Raw genomic sequence first — 15,873 nt, forward strand, 5'->3', positions numbered from 1 at the left:
GGTGACTCAACTTAATTGATTTTAATCGGTTCAGGTGGCGCACTTATTTTAAATTGAATAGTTAAAGGTTCGCATTGTTTTAACTCCTGATTATTTTTCAAATAGGTACTTTCCAGACCATATTTCCAAATACCATTCATGACTTCAAATGCGGGATAATTGACAATAAAAGTTTTAGTTTCACCTGATTGATACTCATATATTTGAGTCTCTTTACAATCATTTTCCGGATAAGAACGTTTGGTATTTCCAAGTAAATAGAGTTCTAAAGGTACATGACAAGCGGGTTGTCGTTCTTGTATTTTTTCTAAGCCCATATTCGTTTGAGTAATCTGTAAAGCAAGAGTACCGTTCAAAGTTAATTGCTGTGCGTATTTAAAAACCGTTTCTTTTTCAATTGGTTCTCTTGTTACATTATTAAGAAATTCTAATTTACGATGCAGGCCATTACAGTCATCTTCACTTGGTGCAGGTAACCAAATTTCATTATCTTTTGAGTCACCTTTATCTCCATCGGCCGGGGTTTCATAATCACCTGGTTTACCGGGTTTAGTTGGATATCCTGACCCACCCAAACTGGCACCACCTGCGAATAAATCCTCTCCGCAAGCAGTCAAAAGGCTGCCTATCATAATGAAGCTCATGGATATTATTAATTTTTTATAAGTTGTTTTAGTCATATTGATAAGCTCCGAAACGGAAAGTTTTGGTTGCACCCTCTTTTCCTTCATCGAGTGCACAACGTTCAATGGCTAACTTGAGTACTTGTAGCGATAGATCTTCCCATAAGCGTAAACTTGCTTCTTTGAGTAAAATGATCGATTCATCTGTTAGTTCATCAGCAAAAATTGCTTGTTCTAAATAGGGTTCTTTTTCTGGCTGAAATAAATTATGAACCCCGGCAGCTAAATGTGCCTCTAAGTTATTCGTTAATAATTTTCGAACCTCGAATTGCTCTACATCAGGCATAAAACTTCGCTGCTGTAACGATACAATACCATCTTCTTCTTTCACTATATTTAAACGCTCAAGTTCATTCAAAATAGATCTTGGATGTTTTTCGGTTGAAACTTTCTTTACCAAACTTTCAAAGCTAATCTGATCTTGGCTAATAAAAGGAATTTTTTCTGCTAAGCCCTCTGCAAGCCATAAACCAATCACCCGAGCAGGAACACTCACTGGCTCTGCTACTTTTGCTTCAGTTAAAGGCTGCCCAGCCTGTGTCGCTTTTTTAAAAGCACTAACATCTTTACGATGTAAACCAGAAAGTAGACTAACTGCCGAATCAGTAGTTTTTTGATCTATACGTTCTAGCTCAGCTAAAGACTGCTGATAGAAAACGGGTTTTAAAGCAGTAACAAAGTCATTATATCCAACTCCCGAACGAATTAACCATTGCGTCAGATATTCCATTAACTGCAATACCTGCTTTTGGTTAAGTTCTGCATTATTCGTTTGGAGTGTCGACATAGGTTAACAACTTTCCTTCATCTTTGAAAAACAGTATGAGCTGAGCAATTGTCACACTGAACGGTTTAAGATGCAATTTTCATTCTTAGGCCTCCTTTGGAAACCGATGAACAAAATGATTTGGTGCATTAAAATTGGTAAAAGAAATACTCATTGAAACATCCAGACTTTCTACACTATGCCACCAACCAATAGGGATAAATAAAGCTTCTCCTGCATTCAAAATACATTCCACTGGAGTAATCGATTTTGCTAAAGGGTATTTTTTAAAATCAATTTCATTTGCATCGCTCAACTCACTAAACACCCAATGATCGTTATATAGATGAGGTACTTGTAAAGCAGGAATCAAAGTTACTTTTTTACGCCCATAAATTTGAACTAACATATTATTCGTTAAATCGTGATGCAAGGGCGTAAAGGTTCCCTTCGGCCCGAACCATAAAAAACTACGCTCATCTTTTAAAGCCAAGTTGCTGTACCCGTCTGCAAAATCACCTATATCTAAAAATAACTCCTGAAGCATTTGATGGCTATTGGTCGCATTATTTGCAGTCATATAGAAATCGTTGCTCGCCTCGACAGACATAACTTTTGATACAAACTCCGACATTTTCATGGTCTGCTTTAACAAAGGAGAATGCCTTTCAAATTGCTTATCTTTATTTCTATTCATTTGAACTTCAACTAAATGCTGGCCAAATTGAGTTGCAAAATATTCAGGTGTCCACTTATGTAAAGCAGGCCAGTGCTCTACCCCTTTTTTCAAAATCACAGGACGGTGCTGACTGTAATAATCTTTAATAAAATCTGAGAAGATTGGCGCAGGGATTGAAGGTATATCTTTACAGTAATTCGAATCTAGCTGGGCCAGTTGGTCTAAAGTTTCTATTAACCACTCACGTTTCTTAAATTGGTGGTGCTTTTTCTTAAGAATTTTATATAACTGATTATTTTCTAAATTACCTAAATATTCTTCTACTTGTTGCCGATGAAGCCCCTGCTCTACCAATCTTTTCACTATTTCCGCAGATGGCACCTCATTCAAAATTTGTTCAATTATCCATTCCTGATCTTGGTCAGATAAGCTTAGGAAATTCGGCTCACTCGTTTGAAAAGTTAATCCAAATCCATTTTCTTTTAAAACATCGACTAATTGCTCGATCGAACATCCTTTTTCTAAATTTTCTTCAAGCCATTTTTTCCATTCAAATGGCAACTGATCAAACCATTTCTGGCTTTGTTGGAATATTTCAATTTGATTGTAAGCTGCCATGTTGAACCTTTTTTTCAAATTTGATCTTTACAACTGCATTATAATTGATCTATTTTAAAAATGTTAAATTTTCACATTTTTATAAAAAAAGGGCTTATGTGATGAATAACATAGTAAAAGGAAGCAGCATTGCTTTGATTTTTATAGCATTAAGTGGGTGTGGGTCTGACGATAATGATTCGACTCCAACACCAACACCAACACCAACACCAACACCAACACCAACACCAACACCAACACCAACACCAACACCAACACCAACACCGACTCCAACACCAACACCAACACCGACTCCAACACCGACACCAACACCAACACCAACACCAACAACGGTAGCAGATCGCTTCGTTGGAAGTTGGCTAGCAGGTAAAGGAGCTTGTATTAATGGCTCTGCTCTAAAAATGAATGTTATTAAAGTTTCTGATAACAGTGTGCGATTTGCCAGTGAAACCGTACGCTATGAGAATGAAGCAAACTGTACAGGTAACATTGTGGCAAGTTACCGCCAAGCTACAGATTTTAGTCTGGTTTCAAATATTGGAGCGCCACAAACTGTACAAACTTCAAGTTATAACAAGGTAGATTGGCAGCTTGTAGTTGCAGGAAAATTAACTCAGAAACAACCAGCCATTCTGGGCTTTAAAAATGCAAATCAATTCTGTTTAGTACCTACAGATGAGCCAAGTGCAATACATAATTATCTACAGCAAGCAAACTTTGATCTGACAAATACATGTTTCACCAAAACTACTCCTCCAGCAAGTATGCAAAAACCAACCCAAGTACTTGCAACAGCCACTTATAGATTCGGAGATAATAAAGAATCTTGGGCAGACGTATTAAGCCAACTCAATGACCAAGGACGCCAAGGCTATGCTCTTCTTACTCCATCAGTCAGTTTAGATAACCCTGACGGTAGTTTTGCGCTGTATAAAAATTTATATGTAAAAAACAATAAATCCACTGACACATATACCTATAAAACGGTCGATGTCAAAACTACATCAGTGGCAAACCGTTATTTACTATGGGTCAATGAGTTAAACAAACAAGGTAGCTTAGGCTATATATATAAACTTTCATTTGGAGAAGTGGCATCAAACACAAACAAATATTTATTTGTAAAAAATGATAAAAAACCAGCAACCTACGCCTATTCTAACAGATTCTTAACAAATACTTCTCGGACTAGCATCTTAAATGCTTTCAATGAACTTGGTGCGCAAGGGTGCAAATTACTCTACGCAAACTCGACATTTACTAATAACGGTACAACAAATGGTACATTCTATGTACCAACATGTGTAAATAGTAGTACGCATAACGGTACTTATGCTTATCGTTATTTTGAAGTTCCACAACATATTCCATTTAACAAAGATGATGCAATAAAGCTTGAAAAACTTCTTAAAGAACAAGCAGCACAAGGCTATAGACTTGTCGATGCCAGTAATAATATTGGTTTCTTTAATGTTGATGGTTATCTATTTGAACGCGATAGTGAAAATACAGGACCTATTGAATATAAAGTCTTTGCAGAAGATGCAGCATATGAGTTAGATGAGCCTTATATCGTTGAAAACCGTATTCAAGATCAAGGCAAATTAGGATGGTTCTTTGCTGTCCGACTTGGCTCAGTTTATACCAACTCACCGACCAACTATGATTTAGCAAGTGGTGTGGTTTTCCCTAAATAAGAAATCTAACAACAAATAAGGCCACTATTGTGGCCTTATTTTTATTTAAAACTTAGTCATTTATCATAAGTTTTTGAAACCTTGCTGACGCCATGCTTCATAAACAATGACGGCTGTGGCATTAGACAAATTTAAACTTCTTGAGTTTTCAGCCATCGGCAATCGTATCCATTGTTCTTGCGGAAACATTAAGCGAACATGCTCAGGCAAACCACGCGTTTCTGGACCCATCAATAAAGCTACAGGTCGATTTAAATCAACTGTATGCGGGGTTGCAGAACCTTTAGTAGTGAGCGGAAAAACATGCTCAACACCTTTAGTTTTTAAATCTGCAAGACATAGTTCAATATTGTCCCAAATCTGCATACGTGCCCATTCATGATAGTCCAATCCTGCACGCTTGAGCTTTTTATCATCTAGCTCGAAACCTAAAGGCTTCACTAAATGCAACTGTGCGCCCGTATTAGCACATAAACGAATGATATTGCCTGTATTGGCAGGAATTTCAGGCTCGTATAGGACAACATGAATCACAAATTTTCTCGACTTTAATAACAAGCAATAAATTCAGATGAACTTATTGCCATTTTAACTGTTCACGTAAACTCACTACTTCACCAATAATGGTTAAAGTCGGCGCTACGATATGATGTTCAGACACTTTAGTCGCAATATCGGCTAATGTTCCAACGATAACTTTTTGTTCTGGTGTAGTTCCTTTAGAGATTAAAGCAACCGGCATATCAGCACGCTGACCATGAGCAATAAGTTGCTCACAAATACGCTCTAATCCAACCAATCCCATATATAAAACTAAAGTTTGATTTTCATAAACCAGTTCATTCCAAGGGAGTTCAGGTGAACCTTCCTTTAAATGCCCAGTTAAGAAACGAACACTTTGTGCATAGTCACGATGTGTTAGCGGAATACCCGCATAAGCGGAACAGCCTGAGGCTGCCGTAATACCTGGTACTACTTGGAAAGTGACATTTGCTTCAACCAGCTCTTGAATCTCTTCGCCACCACGGCCAAAGATAAACGGATCACCACCTTTCAAACGACAAACGCGTTTTCCCTTTTGAGCATATTCAACCAGTAAAGCATTAATACCGTCTTGTGGAACCGAGTGATTTGAACGGGCTTTACCGACATAAATCTTAGTCGCATCACGGCGACAAAGCTCTAAGATGGGTTCAGACACCAAACGATCATAAATCACAACATCTGCTTGTTGCATAAGACGTAATGCTTTTAATGTCAGTAGCTCAGGGTCACCCGGTCCAGCACCTACCAAGTAAACCTCACCTTTAGGCGCGGTCCATTCTGTTAAGGCTTGCTGAATTAAATCATTTGCCACATCCAGATTGTCATTAAAAACTTGTTCTTTTAATGGACTGGCATATAAGTTTTCCCAAAAGATTCGACGCTCATCGGGGTTAGTAATCTTTTCTTTTACCTGCTTACGCCATTGACCTGAAAACTCAGCGAGTTTCCCCATACCATGTGGAACTATTGTTTCTATTTGAGTACGTAGTTGTCTAGATAAGACTGGCGATGCACCATTTGAGGCAACAGAAATGATCAACGGAGAACGGTCAATAATGGCTGGAACCATAAAACGGCAGTGTGGAATATCATCGACACTATTAACCAGCAAATTACGCGCTTCACATTGTTCAAAAACGGCTTTATTCACTTGCGCATCATTAGTCGCAGCAATCACTAAGCGATAAGGCGTATTTAATATTTTTTCGACAAAGGACTCGGCAAAATACTGTCCGTCTGTCGTTTTGACTAACTGTAAAAGCTGCTCTTCAATTTCAGGAGCAATAATATCAATTACTGCTCCTGCTTTGGCTAATAAGTTTGCTTTGCGCAACGCAATATGCCCACCACCCACAATCAGACAACGTTGCTCTTGCAACTTTAAAGAGATTGGAAAAATATCCACCTTAAACCTCTACATTAATCATCTGATTATGTTTAAGCAAAAACCGTGCACAATTTAGATGCAAGGCTTAATCAATAAATGTTAAACCACCCATATATGGGCGTAATACTTCTGGAATCTCGATAGAACCATCTTCACGTTGGTAATTTTCCATTACAGCAAGCAAAGTACGACCAACTGCAAGACCTGAACCATTTAAAGTGTGCACCAATTCGGTCTTCTTTTGATCCATTCTGTAGCGTGCTTTCATACGGCGTGCTTGAAAATCACCCATATTAGAGCAACTAGAGATTTCACGATAAGTATTTTGGCTTGGAACCCAAACTTCTAGGTCGTAAGTTTTTATCGCACCAAAGCCCATATCACCACCACAGAGCAAAATTTTGCGGTATGGCAAACCAAGTGCCTGTAAAATGCCCTCAGCATGTGCAGTGAGTTCTTCAAGTGCCTGCATAGAGGTTTCAGGTTTAACGATTTGCACCATTTCAACCTTGTCAAACTGGTGCTGACGAATTAAACCACGTGTATCGCGACCATAAGAACCTGCTTCGCTACGGAAACAAGGCGTATGCGCAGCATATTTTAATGGCAAGCGTTCGCTATCAATAATCTCATCACGAACGAAGTTAGTAACAGGAACTTCTGCCGTAGGGATGAGGTAATATTCTTTTTCGCCTTGAAGTTTAAATAAATCTTCTTCAAATTTTGGTAACTGACCCGTACCACGTAGTGAATCAGCATTTACCAAATAAGGCACATAAGCTTCTGTATAACCATTTTTTAACGTATGGGTATCAAGCATGAACTGCGTTAACGCACGTTGTAAGCGCGCTAAAGAACCTTTCAATACGCTAAAACGTGAACCAGTCAATTTAGTAGCAGTTTCAAACTCTAAACCGCCCATCCACTCACCTAAATCAGTATGATCTTTGATTTCAAAATCAAACTGACGAGGCGTGCCCCATTTTGAGATTTCAACGTTATCATCTTCATTTTTACCAGCAGGAACAGATTCATCTGGTAAGTTAGGGATGCTAAGCGCTTTTTGCTCAATCTCGTTTTGTAGTTCTGACAAAGCAACTTCAGCAGCTTTGATTTCATCACCAATGGCTTGCATACGCGCCATGATTTCAGAAGCATCGCCACCGGATTTTTTAATCTGACCCACTTGTTTTGCACCGGCATTACGTTCTGCCTGCAATTTTTCAGTTTTTGATTGCAAGTCTTTACGGCGAGTTTCCAAAGAAGCCCATTCTTGAACATCTAATTGAACACCACGTTTTGCCAAAGCCGCATTAACGGCTTCAATATTATTTCTGAGTAACTTAGGGTCGATCATAATCAATCATAATATGGGTAAAAAACTGGCTATAGTGTAAGGCCTTCACACTAAAAAATATAGTGATCATCTTCATAACGAATAGCTTTCACACAATTGTTAGAATAGATCACCTATTTTAGAACTTATAGTTTGGCACACTTGGCAAATACTCAGGTTTAATGAATTTACTCGCTTCAAAATACGGCAGCGTTAATTCAGTCATCCCTTCTGCATAAGAAGCTAATTCATAGATTGGATAGACAAAAACAATACCATTAGCGCCATAGTAGAAATTATCACTTAATTGCAGTTTTTCACGGCTGATATTGTGCTCTTGAAGCCAATTGGTATTCGCATCAAAAAGCGCATCAACTAACTGTTTTTCAACATCTGGCTGAATAAGTTCGGCAACAGTAATGTGCTTTTTATTTAATAAATCAAAAGTCACAAATTCTTGATGAGACATGCCATGTGCTGCACCAGCAGAATATGAATAGGTCTGTAACGCAAAAGTTGCAAGGTTATAATTTTGCCCCAAATAGCGGACATAAATTGCACTTTGACTCGAACGAGGCTCACCTTCAGGTACATCAACTGGCTGATCAGCTAAATTTGCAAAGGCATTTGGATCTGCTTTCTTTATACGATTGGTAAAGTAATCATTAATCCACTTTTGATTGGTTTGTACTGATTGAAAGTCATACTCTGTACAACCATCTTCTAAACAAACTTTTGATTTCGGCAATTTTACTGGGATTACTTTTGCCTGAATTACAGGCACGCCAACCTCTTTTTTTTCTTTAACTTTTGTAGTCGAAGCGGCTTGCTCCTCTTTAGCTGCCGACTTGGGTTGGCAACCACTCACAATTGCCATTGCAGCCATTAATGGAAGAATACAAATAATTTTTTTATCGTAAAGTCGCATAATAATCCCCATGAATTTACCTCTATCACTATACAAAGCGTAAGAATAAGACGGGGTTAAAAAATGTATCTATCTCTCTAATATAAAAAAAGCTACCGTGAAAGGTAGCTTTTTTTAGAAGAATTAATTATTGGTCAATAACATCTGTGCCTTTTGGTGGCGTAAAGTTAAAGACAGATGCTGGAATTGAAGCATTTACTTTCACATTTTTGAAACGAACATAGGTGGTTTGACCTAGTGAATCTTGTAACACCATAAGCGTAGGCGCTTTATTTGCTCCAAAACTAATCGTTAAGCTTTGGAAAGCACCATCTTCTTTTTTCGGAAATAACGTGAAATATAATTTAGATTTATCTGGCTGTGTTACACGATAAGACTTCATGATTTGATTGGTATTACCAGAGAGTAATAACGCTGGCGTATCTGCAACCTGATCATCTAAGCTTTGACGTACAGCTTGTTGTAAATCTGGGTCATAAATCCAAACTGTTTTCCCACTCGTTACAATCGTTTGTTTAGACGGACTCACCGTTTCCCAATAAAATTTCCCAGGGCGTTCAACTTTCATTGAGCCTTTAAATGTCTGGTTCATATGCTGCGCACTTAAACTCTTTTTCTGTGCCACAGTTTTTGTATTGGCTTTAGTTGTTTGTTCAAAATCGGCAGTTAAACGCTGTAATCCTGATAACTGATTAACCAGGTTCCCAATTGCCTGTTGCTCCGGTGCTGCTACAGGCGCAGCAAACACTGTAGTACTCATTACAGGAGCAAGCACTGACGCGCTGAGTGTAATAGCACACATAGTTTTACGAAGCATATTCATGTCATCACCTTTTTAGTTGCTGTAAGACAACTTGCCATCTTTCAAAGTTATGAAACTTAGCAAGCTCTTAATTCAAGACTCATATTAACCGACAAACTCTGTGCTAATCATTGAGAAAATAAGATATTTTGTTATGTTATTCATGTTGTTTGTAGAATTTCATTCATCATGATGAAGATAAACCAGATTAGATTCCATAAAAAAAGCCCACAAAATGTGGGCTTTTTTTGAAGCTAAAACTTAAACAGTTTCAACTTTTACGTAGCGACGGCCAAATTGACCTTTCACTTCGAATTTTACTACGCCGTCAGCAGTAGCAAATAAAGTATGGTCACGGCCCATACCAACATTTGCACCAGCGTGGAACTCAGTACCACGTTGACGAACGATGATGTTACCAGCAGTTACAGCTTGACCGCCGTAAACTTTAACACCTAACATTTTTGGGTTTGAATCACGACCGTTCTTCGTCGATCCACCGGCTTTTTTAGTTGCCATGTCTCTTACTCCTCGTGATTAGCCTGAAATACCAGTAATTTTCAACTCAGTGAACCATTGACGGTGACCTTGTTGTTTACGGTAGTGTTTACGACGACGCATTTTGATAATGCGGATTTTGTCGTGACGACCATGACCAACCACTTCTGCAGTTACTTTAGCGCCAGCTACAACTGGAGCACCGATTTGAATGCTGTCACCGTTTACAACCATTAATACATCATCAAATGTAATAGTCGCGCCAGATTCAGCTTTCAATAATTCAACTTTAAGGGTTTCACCCTCAACTACACGGTGCTGTTTACCACCGCTTTGGATTACTGCGTACATAATGTACTCCAATTAGCCCGTGTCGACGTGCCGATAAGGGATATATCGATCTTAAAACGCTCGCCACTGGGGTTATATAAGGCGACAGATTTTAAGTGAAATTTGATCAAACGACAAGTATTTTCTATTTATCAGTAAAGTCTATTGCCCTATTTTTACAAAATCAACAAATAGCTTAGATTGGAATTTAGCAGTTTTCATTGATTCTGAATGAAAATTAAAATACAGTTCCAGACACAAATTGCGACAAGAACAAGTTGTATTAATGCTGATGTCATTAAATTTATTGTTTTGCCGGAAATATCATGTTTTGCTTAAATAAAGAACAAAGAACGCATAAAGACAATAGAAATGATTAATATCAGCCACTTGTTAACCTGTGCAACACACCTTTACTTGATACACTAACGCCACTTATCTACCAATACGGGGTTTTTCTTCATATGGTCATCGATTTCAAGCAAGACATTCTTGCGCCTGTTGCCTCAGACTTTGCTGCGATGGATCACTTGATTAATGAAGGAATTAGCTCAAAAGTCGGTTTAGTCATGTCTGTCAGCAAACATGTTGTTGAAGCTGGCGGAAAACGTATGCGCCCAATCATGTGCTTACTCGCTGCTCGCGCATGTGGCCTAGATAATATGGCAAACGCACAGCGTCTGGCTGCAATCATTGAAATGTTGCATACCGCGACATTAGTCCATGATGATGTGGTAGATGAATCTGGGCTTCGTCGTGGTCGACCTACAGCAAATGCGACATGGAACAATCAGACAGCCGTATTAGTCGGTGACTTCCTCATTGCACGTGCTTTCGATTTACTGGTCGATTTAAACAACATGACTTTATTGAAAGACTTTTCAACAGGTACATGTGAAATTGCGGAAGGTGAAGTATTACAACTTCAATCGCAACATCAACCAGATACAACAGAAGAAACTTATTTAAAAATTATTCACGGTAAAACTTCTCGTCTGTTTGAACTGGCTACAGAAGGCGCTGCTATTTTGGCTGGACAAGAAGCGTATCGTGAACCTTTGAGATTATTTGCTGGCCATTTTGGTAATGCATTCCAAATTATTGATGATATTTTAGACTACACTTCAGATGCTGAAACATTAGGTAAAAATATTGGTGATGATTTAATGGAAGGTAAGCCAACTTTACCGTTAATTTCTGCATTAGCACACTCAACAGGTGATGAGCATGCGATTATTCGTCGCAGTATCGCAACTGGTGGAGTGGACCAATTATCTCAAGTTATAGAAATTGTACAGAAGTCTGGTGCTTTAGATTATTGTCACCAACGTGCCCAAGAAGAAACAGAAGCAGCACTGCAAGCTTTATCAAACCTACCCGATACACCATATCGTCAGGCTTTGATTAACTTAACTCAGCTTGCGTTACATCGAATACAATAGATATTATTTTGCCTATGCATATAAATTTTTCAGATCATTTTTTAAAAATACAGAAACAGCTTGAGGATACTCAAGCTGTCATTGACGAAAATCCAATCATTGAATTAGTCAATGCCATTCGTCCATCCGATCCTCATGATACGGATGAGATAAAGCAAAAAATACAGGCTTTAATTGAAAGCCTATTACGCACACCTACAGCGCCGCTTCTGCTACAAACTTTTTTATTACGTCTAATTAATCGCTATAAACAAGTCAGCTTATATGCCGATAGCGGAATTTTGTCTTTAGATGGTTTCTGGAACCAGCTTGGACAAAGACTCGGAGCACATTTTTTACCGTTAATCGAAGATGCAAGCCAACTCAAAATATTAATTGGTCGAATTTTTTATTTAGAAAGTGACAAAATCTGGCTCAATAATATTGATGATGAGGATTGGGCAAATTTATTCAGTCTTATTGGACAAAGCCAAAGTAATGTAGACGAAAAGCTTGTCATTCAAAGTGAAATGATTAAAGCAATTACCGTCTTAACTTATCGAATTAGTGGAATTGGCCTTTACCCTGAATTTATTAATGCTCAACCGGAATTAACTGAATATGAATCACCATTTTTAGTTCAGAACCGTGAAATTATTGAGTTTATCGAAAAGTATAAAAAACAAGAACTTTCTGAACATGAAATTGCAGTTATTTCTCCTCCGGATGCATCACAAGCATTTGTTATGCTGGAACAATGTCGGGATGTGGTTTTAAAGATTCGCCGTGCCACCAAAAGAATTGGTGTTAGCTTAAGTTTGACTTATTTACTGTCGTTACTTGAGCAATGCCTCGACCGAATTGAATTACTGCTTTATTTGGTTGTAGATAACAGTAAAGGAAAATATGTCTCTTTAGGACATCTTATTTCCGATTTAACCAAGGCGCACTACAGTGAAAAAAGTGTTCGCTCTTTACTCAGTACGACAAGTGAACTCATTGCCTTTCAAGTGACTGAAAATGCCAGCCGAACAGGCGAACATTATGTAAGTACCGATACAAAAGGTTTCTGGGGCATGTATAAAGCTGCCGCTGGAGCGGGCGTTATTATTGCCTGTATGGCATCTTTAAAAATTCTTGCAGCAAGAATGACCATGGCTCCGCTCATGCAGGCCTTTACTTTCAGTATGAATTATTCTCTAGGGTTCATTCTGATTCATGTTCTTCATTTCACAGTTGCAACCAAACAACCTGCAATGACTGCTGCGGCCCTCGCTGCAACAGTACAGCAGCGTAAAGGCTCTAAAACAGCTCAAATTGCAGAGTTAGCAGCTCTGATTATTAATATTATTCGAACACAATTCATTGCTATTTTAGGCAATATTTCAATTGCGATTCCTACTGCCGCGCTCATTACTTTTGCTTGGCAGTTCTATCTTGATGAGCCTTTATTAACTCATACTAAAGCAACTTATTTATTGCACAGCCTAAATCCCTTCACCTCTTTGGCAGTTCCACATGCAGCTATAGCTGGAGTTTGCTTATTTTTGTCAGGCCTTATTGCGGGATACTTCGACAATATGGCTGTTTACCGGAAAGTCGGCCCACGCCTTAGAGCACATCGCCGTTTAGCAAACTGGTTAGGACAAGATCGCCTCAACCGTTTTGCTGAATATATTGAGCGTAATTTAGGAGCTTTAGCCGGTAACTTCTTATTCGGGATTATGTTAGGAAGTATGGGCACCATAGGTTTTATCCTAGGTTTACCTTTGGATATTCGCCATATTGCATTTGCCTCGGCTAACTTTATTCAAGGTTTAATGACAATTAACGGTAGCCCAGATATCGGACTGATTATCGTGTCCTTTTTAGGCGTGTTATGTATTGGTCTCACTAACTTATTCGTTAGTTTCACCTTAACCATTATTGTGGCACTACGGGCACGTCGAGTTCGCTTCGAACAATGGAAACCTTTAGCTAAACTGGTAATGACCCATTTTCTGACTCGCCCCAGCGATTTTTTCTGGCCACCAAAACAACCTCTAGAAGTTGAAGAAAATACGACAACAAATAGTGGAAAAAAGGCAGAGCACTAAGAATTTTGCTTTGTGCATAAAATGTGAATTCCGTCAATTTTGTTGTTATTGTTTTTCCAAATGTTAAAAATTTTTCAAAATGAATTTACGATGATCTATCAGGCTTGAAAAAAAGTGTACTGGCAAGTACACTTTTAACGGCTTTCAGTAGTGGACACTGCTTGAATAAGCAAAGGTATATACATGCCCTATATGTTGCTTTTTATTGGTTGTATTTTTTTCGGATTAGGTGTGCTTGGTCTTTTTGTACCAAGACTTCAATCTATGGATCTCCTGAGCGTTCAAATATTGAGTGAACACCGATTAGATTATCTTAACTCTATTACGATCTTTCTAGCGCGAATAGGTGGTATGCCTTTTGTATGTTTTTTATCCTTTCTGGTATGTATATATCAAGCATGGTATAAAAAATATATTACTGTTATTTTCATTAGCGTGGGAGTTATTGGCAGTATCACCATGGGTTGGCTGCTCAAGTGGTGTGTTGACCGCCCAAGACCCCCACAGGTATATCATATTGTCGAAAGTTACGGTGCATCGTTCCCAAGTGCACACAGTGTTTATGCATCAACACTGGCCTGTCTGGCAATGATAATGTTATGCCATAAGCCCAACACTAACTCTCCTTATATCATTTTGATCTCCTGTCTTTGGTTTATCTGTATGGGGCTTTCAAGAATATATGCTGGAGTTCATTTTCCAACAGATGTACTCGCCGGTTGGGGCATAGGTTTTATTTGGATTGCACTGCTTTGGCTCTGGTTATCACAAACACAAAGTAGGTTAAGTAAAAAACAAATATATTTTTAGATTTTATCTAACGAGGTGGAACAATGATGTCGGCTAAGCTTTGGGCTCCTGCCCTTACTGCTTGCGCATTAGCAACAAGTATCGCACTTGTTGGTTGTGGCAAAGGCTCCGATGAGAAACAGCAAGCTGCTGCTGCTCAGAAAATGCCGCCTGCTGAAGTAGGTGTTATTGTTGCTCAACCACAAAGTGTTGAACAAAGCGTTGAACTTTCTGGCCGTACTTCAGCATATCAAATTTCTGAAGTTCGCCCTCAAACAAGTGGCGTAATTTTAAAACGCTTGTTTGCTGAAGGAAGTTATGTTCGTGAAGGTCAGGCTCTTTATCAACTTGATTCTCGAACTAACCATGCAACGCTCGAAAATGCAAAAGCAGCACTTTTACAACAACAGGCAAATCTAGCTTCCCTACGTACTAAGTTAAACCGTTATAAGCAACTTGTTTCGAGTAACGCTGTATCTAGACAAGAGTATGACGACTTACTTGGTCAAGTTAACGTTGCAGAAGCACAAGTTGCTGCAGCGAAGGCTCAAGTAACAAATGCAAACGTAGATCTAGGTTACTCTACAATTCGCTCACCAATTTCTGGTCAGTCTGGACGTTCTTCTGTAACAGCTGGTGCTTTAGTCACTGCAAACCAAACTGATCCTTTAGTGACGATTCAACAGTTAGATCCAATCTATGTTGATATTAACCAGTCTAGCGCCGAGTTATTACGTTTACGTCAACAATTGAGTAAAGGTAGTTTAGACAATAGTAACAACACGAAAGTAAAATTGAAGCTCGAAGATGGTTCAACCTATCCAATCGAAGGACAACTTGCTTTCTCTGATGCTTCTGTAAATCAGGATACAGGAACGATTACTTTACGTGCCGTATTCTCGAACCCGAATCATCTGTTACTTCCAGGCATGTACACAACTGCGCAGATTGTTCAGGGTGTAGTTCCAAATGCTTATCTGATTCCTCAAGCTGCAATTACCCGTTTACCGACAGGTCAAGCCATGGCGATGACTGTTAATGCAAAAGGTGCTGTTGAGAGTCGTCCTGTTGAAACTTCTGGTGTTCAAGGACAAAACTGGATTGTGACCAATGGTCTCAAAGCTGGTGATAAAGTGATTGTTGATGGTGTTGCCAAAGTTAAAGAAGGGCAAGAAGTGTCAGCAAAACCTTACCAAGCTCAACCAGCAACCCCTCAAGGTACAGCTCCAAATGCGACAAAACCGGCTCAATCAGGTAAACCTCAAGCAGAACAGAAAGCATCTAATGCATAAGGGGT

Annotated in this window: 15 protein-coding genes; 5 read left to right on the forward strand and 10 right to left on the reverse strand. The window is 38.8% G+C overall.

Annotated features, from left to right (window positions below):
• Positions 1 to 11 precede the first annotated feature (11 nt).
• From ACPF64_RS00285 to ACPF64_RS00295, 3 genes are all read right to left on the reverse strand, one after another.
• A complete protein-coding gene (locus ACPF64_RS00285) occupies positions 12 to 644 on the reverse strand; it encodes a hypothetical protein (protein ID WP_426456173.1) in 633 nt (210 codons plus the stop codon).
• A gap of 28 nt (positions 645 to 672) precedes the next feature.
• Positions 673 to 1,470: a DUF6502 family protein gene (locus ACPF64_RS00290; RefSeq protein ID WP_426455077.1), complete on the reverse strand. Its 798-nt coding sequence runs from the start codon at positions 1,468 to 1,470 to the stop codon at positions 673 to 675.
• 85 nt (positions 1,471 to 1,555) lie between these two features.
• A complete protein-coding gene (locus ACPF64_RS00295) occupies positions 1,556 to 2,746 on the reverse strand; it encodes a cupin-like domain-containing protein (RefSeq protein ID WP_426455080.1) in 1,191 nt (396 codons plus the stop codon).
• Positions 2,747 to 2,847: 101 nt separating this feature from the next.
• Here ACPF64_RS00295 and ACPF64_RS00300 point away from each other — a divergent pair, with 101 nt between their 5' ends.
• Positions 2,848 to 4,443: a PT dipeptide repeat lipoprotein gene (locus tag ACPF64_RS00300; RefSeq protein ID WP_426455082.1), complete on the forward strand. Its 1,596-nt coding sequence runs from the start codon at positions 2,848 to 2,850 to the stop codon at positions 4,441 to 4,443.
• A gap of 63 nt (positions 4,444 to 4,506) precedes the next feature.
• On the opposite strand, the gene ACPF64_RS00305 is transcribed toward ACPF64_RS00300, so the two are convergent.
• From ACPF64_RS00305 to rplU, 7 genes are all read right to left on the reverse strand, one after another.
• The gene (locus ACPF64_RS00305; protein ID WP_426455084.1) at positions 4,507 to 4,977 is read right to left on the reverse strand and encodes a tRNA (cytidine(34)-2'-O)-methyltransferase; all 471 of its coding nucleotides are present in this window, start codon (positions 4,975 to 4,977) and stop codon (positions 4,507 to 4,509) included.
• 43 nt (positions 4,978 to 5,020) lie between these two features.
• Complete coding sequence (cysG, locus tag ACPF64_RS00310; protein WP_426455086.1) at positions 5,021 to 6,394, reverse strand: siroheme synthase CysG; 1,374 nt, start codon at positions 6,392 to 6,394, stop codon at positions 5,021 to 5,023.
• Between the two features lie 67 nt (positions 6,395 to 6,461).
• Positions 6,462 to 7,733 carry a serine--tRNA ligase gene (serS, locus tag ACPF64_RS00315; protein ID WP_426455088.1) on the reverse strand — a complete coding sequence of 424 codons (1,272 nt, stop codon included), beginning with the start codon at positions 7,731 to 7,733 and terminating at the stop codon, positions 6,462 to 6,464.
• 118 nt (positions 7,734 to 7,851) lie between these two features.
• Positions 7,852 to 8,652 carry an RsiV family protein gene (locus tag ACPF64_RS00320; RefSeq protein WP_426455090.1) on the reverse strand — a complete coding sequence of 267 codons (801 nt, stop codon included), beginning with the start codon at positions 8,650 to 8,652 and terminating at the stop codon, positions 7,852 to 7,854.
• Between the two features lie 115 nt (positions 8,653 to 8,767).
• On the reverse strand, positions 8,768 to 9,463 hold the full coding sequence (lolA, locus tag ACPF64_RS00325) for an outer membrane lipoprotein chaperone LolA (protein WP_003655415.1): 696 nt from the start codon (positions 9,461 to 9,463) through the stop codon (positions 8,768 to 8,770).
• Between the two features lie 240 nt (positions 9,464 to 9,703).
• Positions 9,704 to 9,961: a 50S ribosomal protein L27 gene (gene rpmA / locus ACPF64_RS00330; RefSeq protein ID WP_002116037.1), complete on the reverse strand. Its 258-nt coding sequence runs from the start codon at positions 9,959 to 9,961 to the stop codon at positions 9,704 to 9,706.
• Positions 9,962 to 9,979: 18 nt separating this feature from the next.
• On the reverse strand, positions 9,980 to 10,291 hold the full coding sequence (gene rplU, locus ACPF64_RS00335; RefSeq protein ID WP_004639133.1) for a 50S ribosomal protein L21: 312 nt from the start codon (positions 10,289 to 10,291) through the stop codon (positions 9,980 to 9,982).
• Positions 10,292 to 10,734: 443 nt separating this feature from the next.
• Here rplU and sdsA point away from each other — a divergent pair, with 443 nt between their 5' ends.
• The 4 genes from sdsA to adeI all read left to right on the forward strand — a co-directional run bounded on the left by sdsA (position 10,735) and on the right by adeI (position 15,868).
• Positions 10,735 to 11,712 carry an All-trans-nonaprenyl-diphosphate synthase gene (gene sdsA / locus ACPF64_RS00340; protein WP_003655412.1) on the forward strand — a complete coding sequence of 326 codons (978 nt, stop codon included), beginning with the start codon at positions 10,735 to 10,737 and terminating at the stop codon, positions 11,710 to 11,712.
• 14 nt (positions 11,713 to 11,726) lie between these two features.
• Positions 11,727 to 13,787, forward strand: coding sequence for a site-specific recombinase (locus tag ACPF64_RS00345; RefSeq protein ID WP_426455094.1), 2,061 nt, complete (start codon positions 11,727 to 11,729; stop codon positions 13,785 to 13,787).
• 183 nt (positions 13,788 to 13,970) lie between these two features.
• Complete coding sequence (locus ACPF64_RS00350; protein WP_426455096.1) at positions 13,971 to 14,597, forward strand: phosphatase PAP2 family protein; 627 nt, start codon at positions 13,971 to 13,973, stop codon at positions 14,595 to 14,597.
• 23 nt (positions 14,598 to 14,620) lie between these two features.
• Positions 14,621 to 15,868, forward strand: a complete 1,248-nt coding sequence (gene adeI, locus ACPF64_RS00355; RefSeq protein ID WP_080027674.1) for a multidrug efflux RND transporter periplasmic adaptor subunit AdeI — start codon at positions 14,621 to 14,623, stop codon at positions 15,866 to 15,868.
• Positions 15,869 to 15,873: the final 5 nt, after the last annotated feature.

Origin of the sequence: Acinetobacter sp. KB005, from assembly GCF_049949095.1 — a bacterium.
GTDB lineage: Bacteria > Pseudomonadota > Gammaproteobacteria > Pseudomonadales > Moraxellaceae > Acinetobacter > Acinetobacter calcoaceticus.

Coding starts and splice junctions, on each gene's coding strand:
- ACPF64_RS00285 (WP_426456173.1), bottom strand. CDS start 644: ATGAGCTTCATTATGATAGGCAGCCTTTTGACTGCTTGCGGAGAGGAT.
- rpmA (WP_002116037.1), bottom strand. CDS start 9,961: ATGGCAACTAAAAAAGCCGGTGGATCGACGAAGAACGGTCGTGATTCA.
- ACPF64_RS00300 (WP_426455082.1), top strand. CDS start 2,848: ATGAATAACATAGTAAAAGGAAGCAGCATTGCTTTGATTTTTATAGCA.
- lolA (WP_003655415.1), bottom strand. CDS start 9,463: ATGAATATGCTTCGTAAAACTATGTGTGCTATTACACTCAGCGCGTCA.
- adeI (WP_080027674.1), top strand. CDS start 14,621: ATGATGTCGGCTAAGCTTTGGGCTCCTGCCCTTACTGCTTGCGCATTA.
- ACPF64_RS00290 (WP_426455077.1), bottom strand. CDS start 1,470: ATGTCGACACTCCAAACGAATAATGCAGAACTTAACCAAAAGCAGGTA.
- ACPF64_RS00320 (WP_426455090.1), bottom strand. CDS start 8,652: ATGGGGATTATTATGCGACTTTACGATAAAAAAATTATTTGTATTCTT.
- serS (WP_426455088.1), bottom strand. CDS start 7,733: ATGATCGACCCTAAGTTACTCAGAAATAATATTGAAGCCGTTAATGCG.
- ACPF64_RS00295 (WP_426455080.1), bottom strand. CDS start 2,746: ATGGCAGCTTACAATCAAATTGAAATATTCCAACAAAGCCAGAAATGG.
- rplU (WP_004639133.1), bottom strand. CDS start 10,291: ATGTACGCAGTAATCCAAAGCGGTGGTAAACAGCACCGTGTAGTTGAG.
- sdsA (WP_003655412.1), top strand. CDS start 10,735: ATGGTCATCGATTTCAAGCAAGACATTCTTGCGCCTGTTGCCTCAGAC.
- ACPF64_RS00345 (WP_426455094.1), top strand. CDS start 11,727: ATGCATATAAATTTTTCAGATCATTTTTTAAAAATACAGAAACAGCTT.
- ACPF64_RS00350 (WP_426455096.1), top strand. CDS start 13,971: ATGCCCTATATGTTGCTTTTTATTGGTTGTATTTTTTTCGGATTAGGT.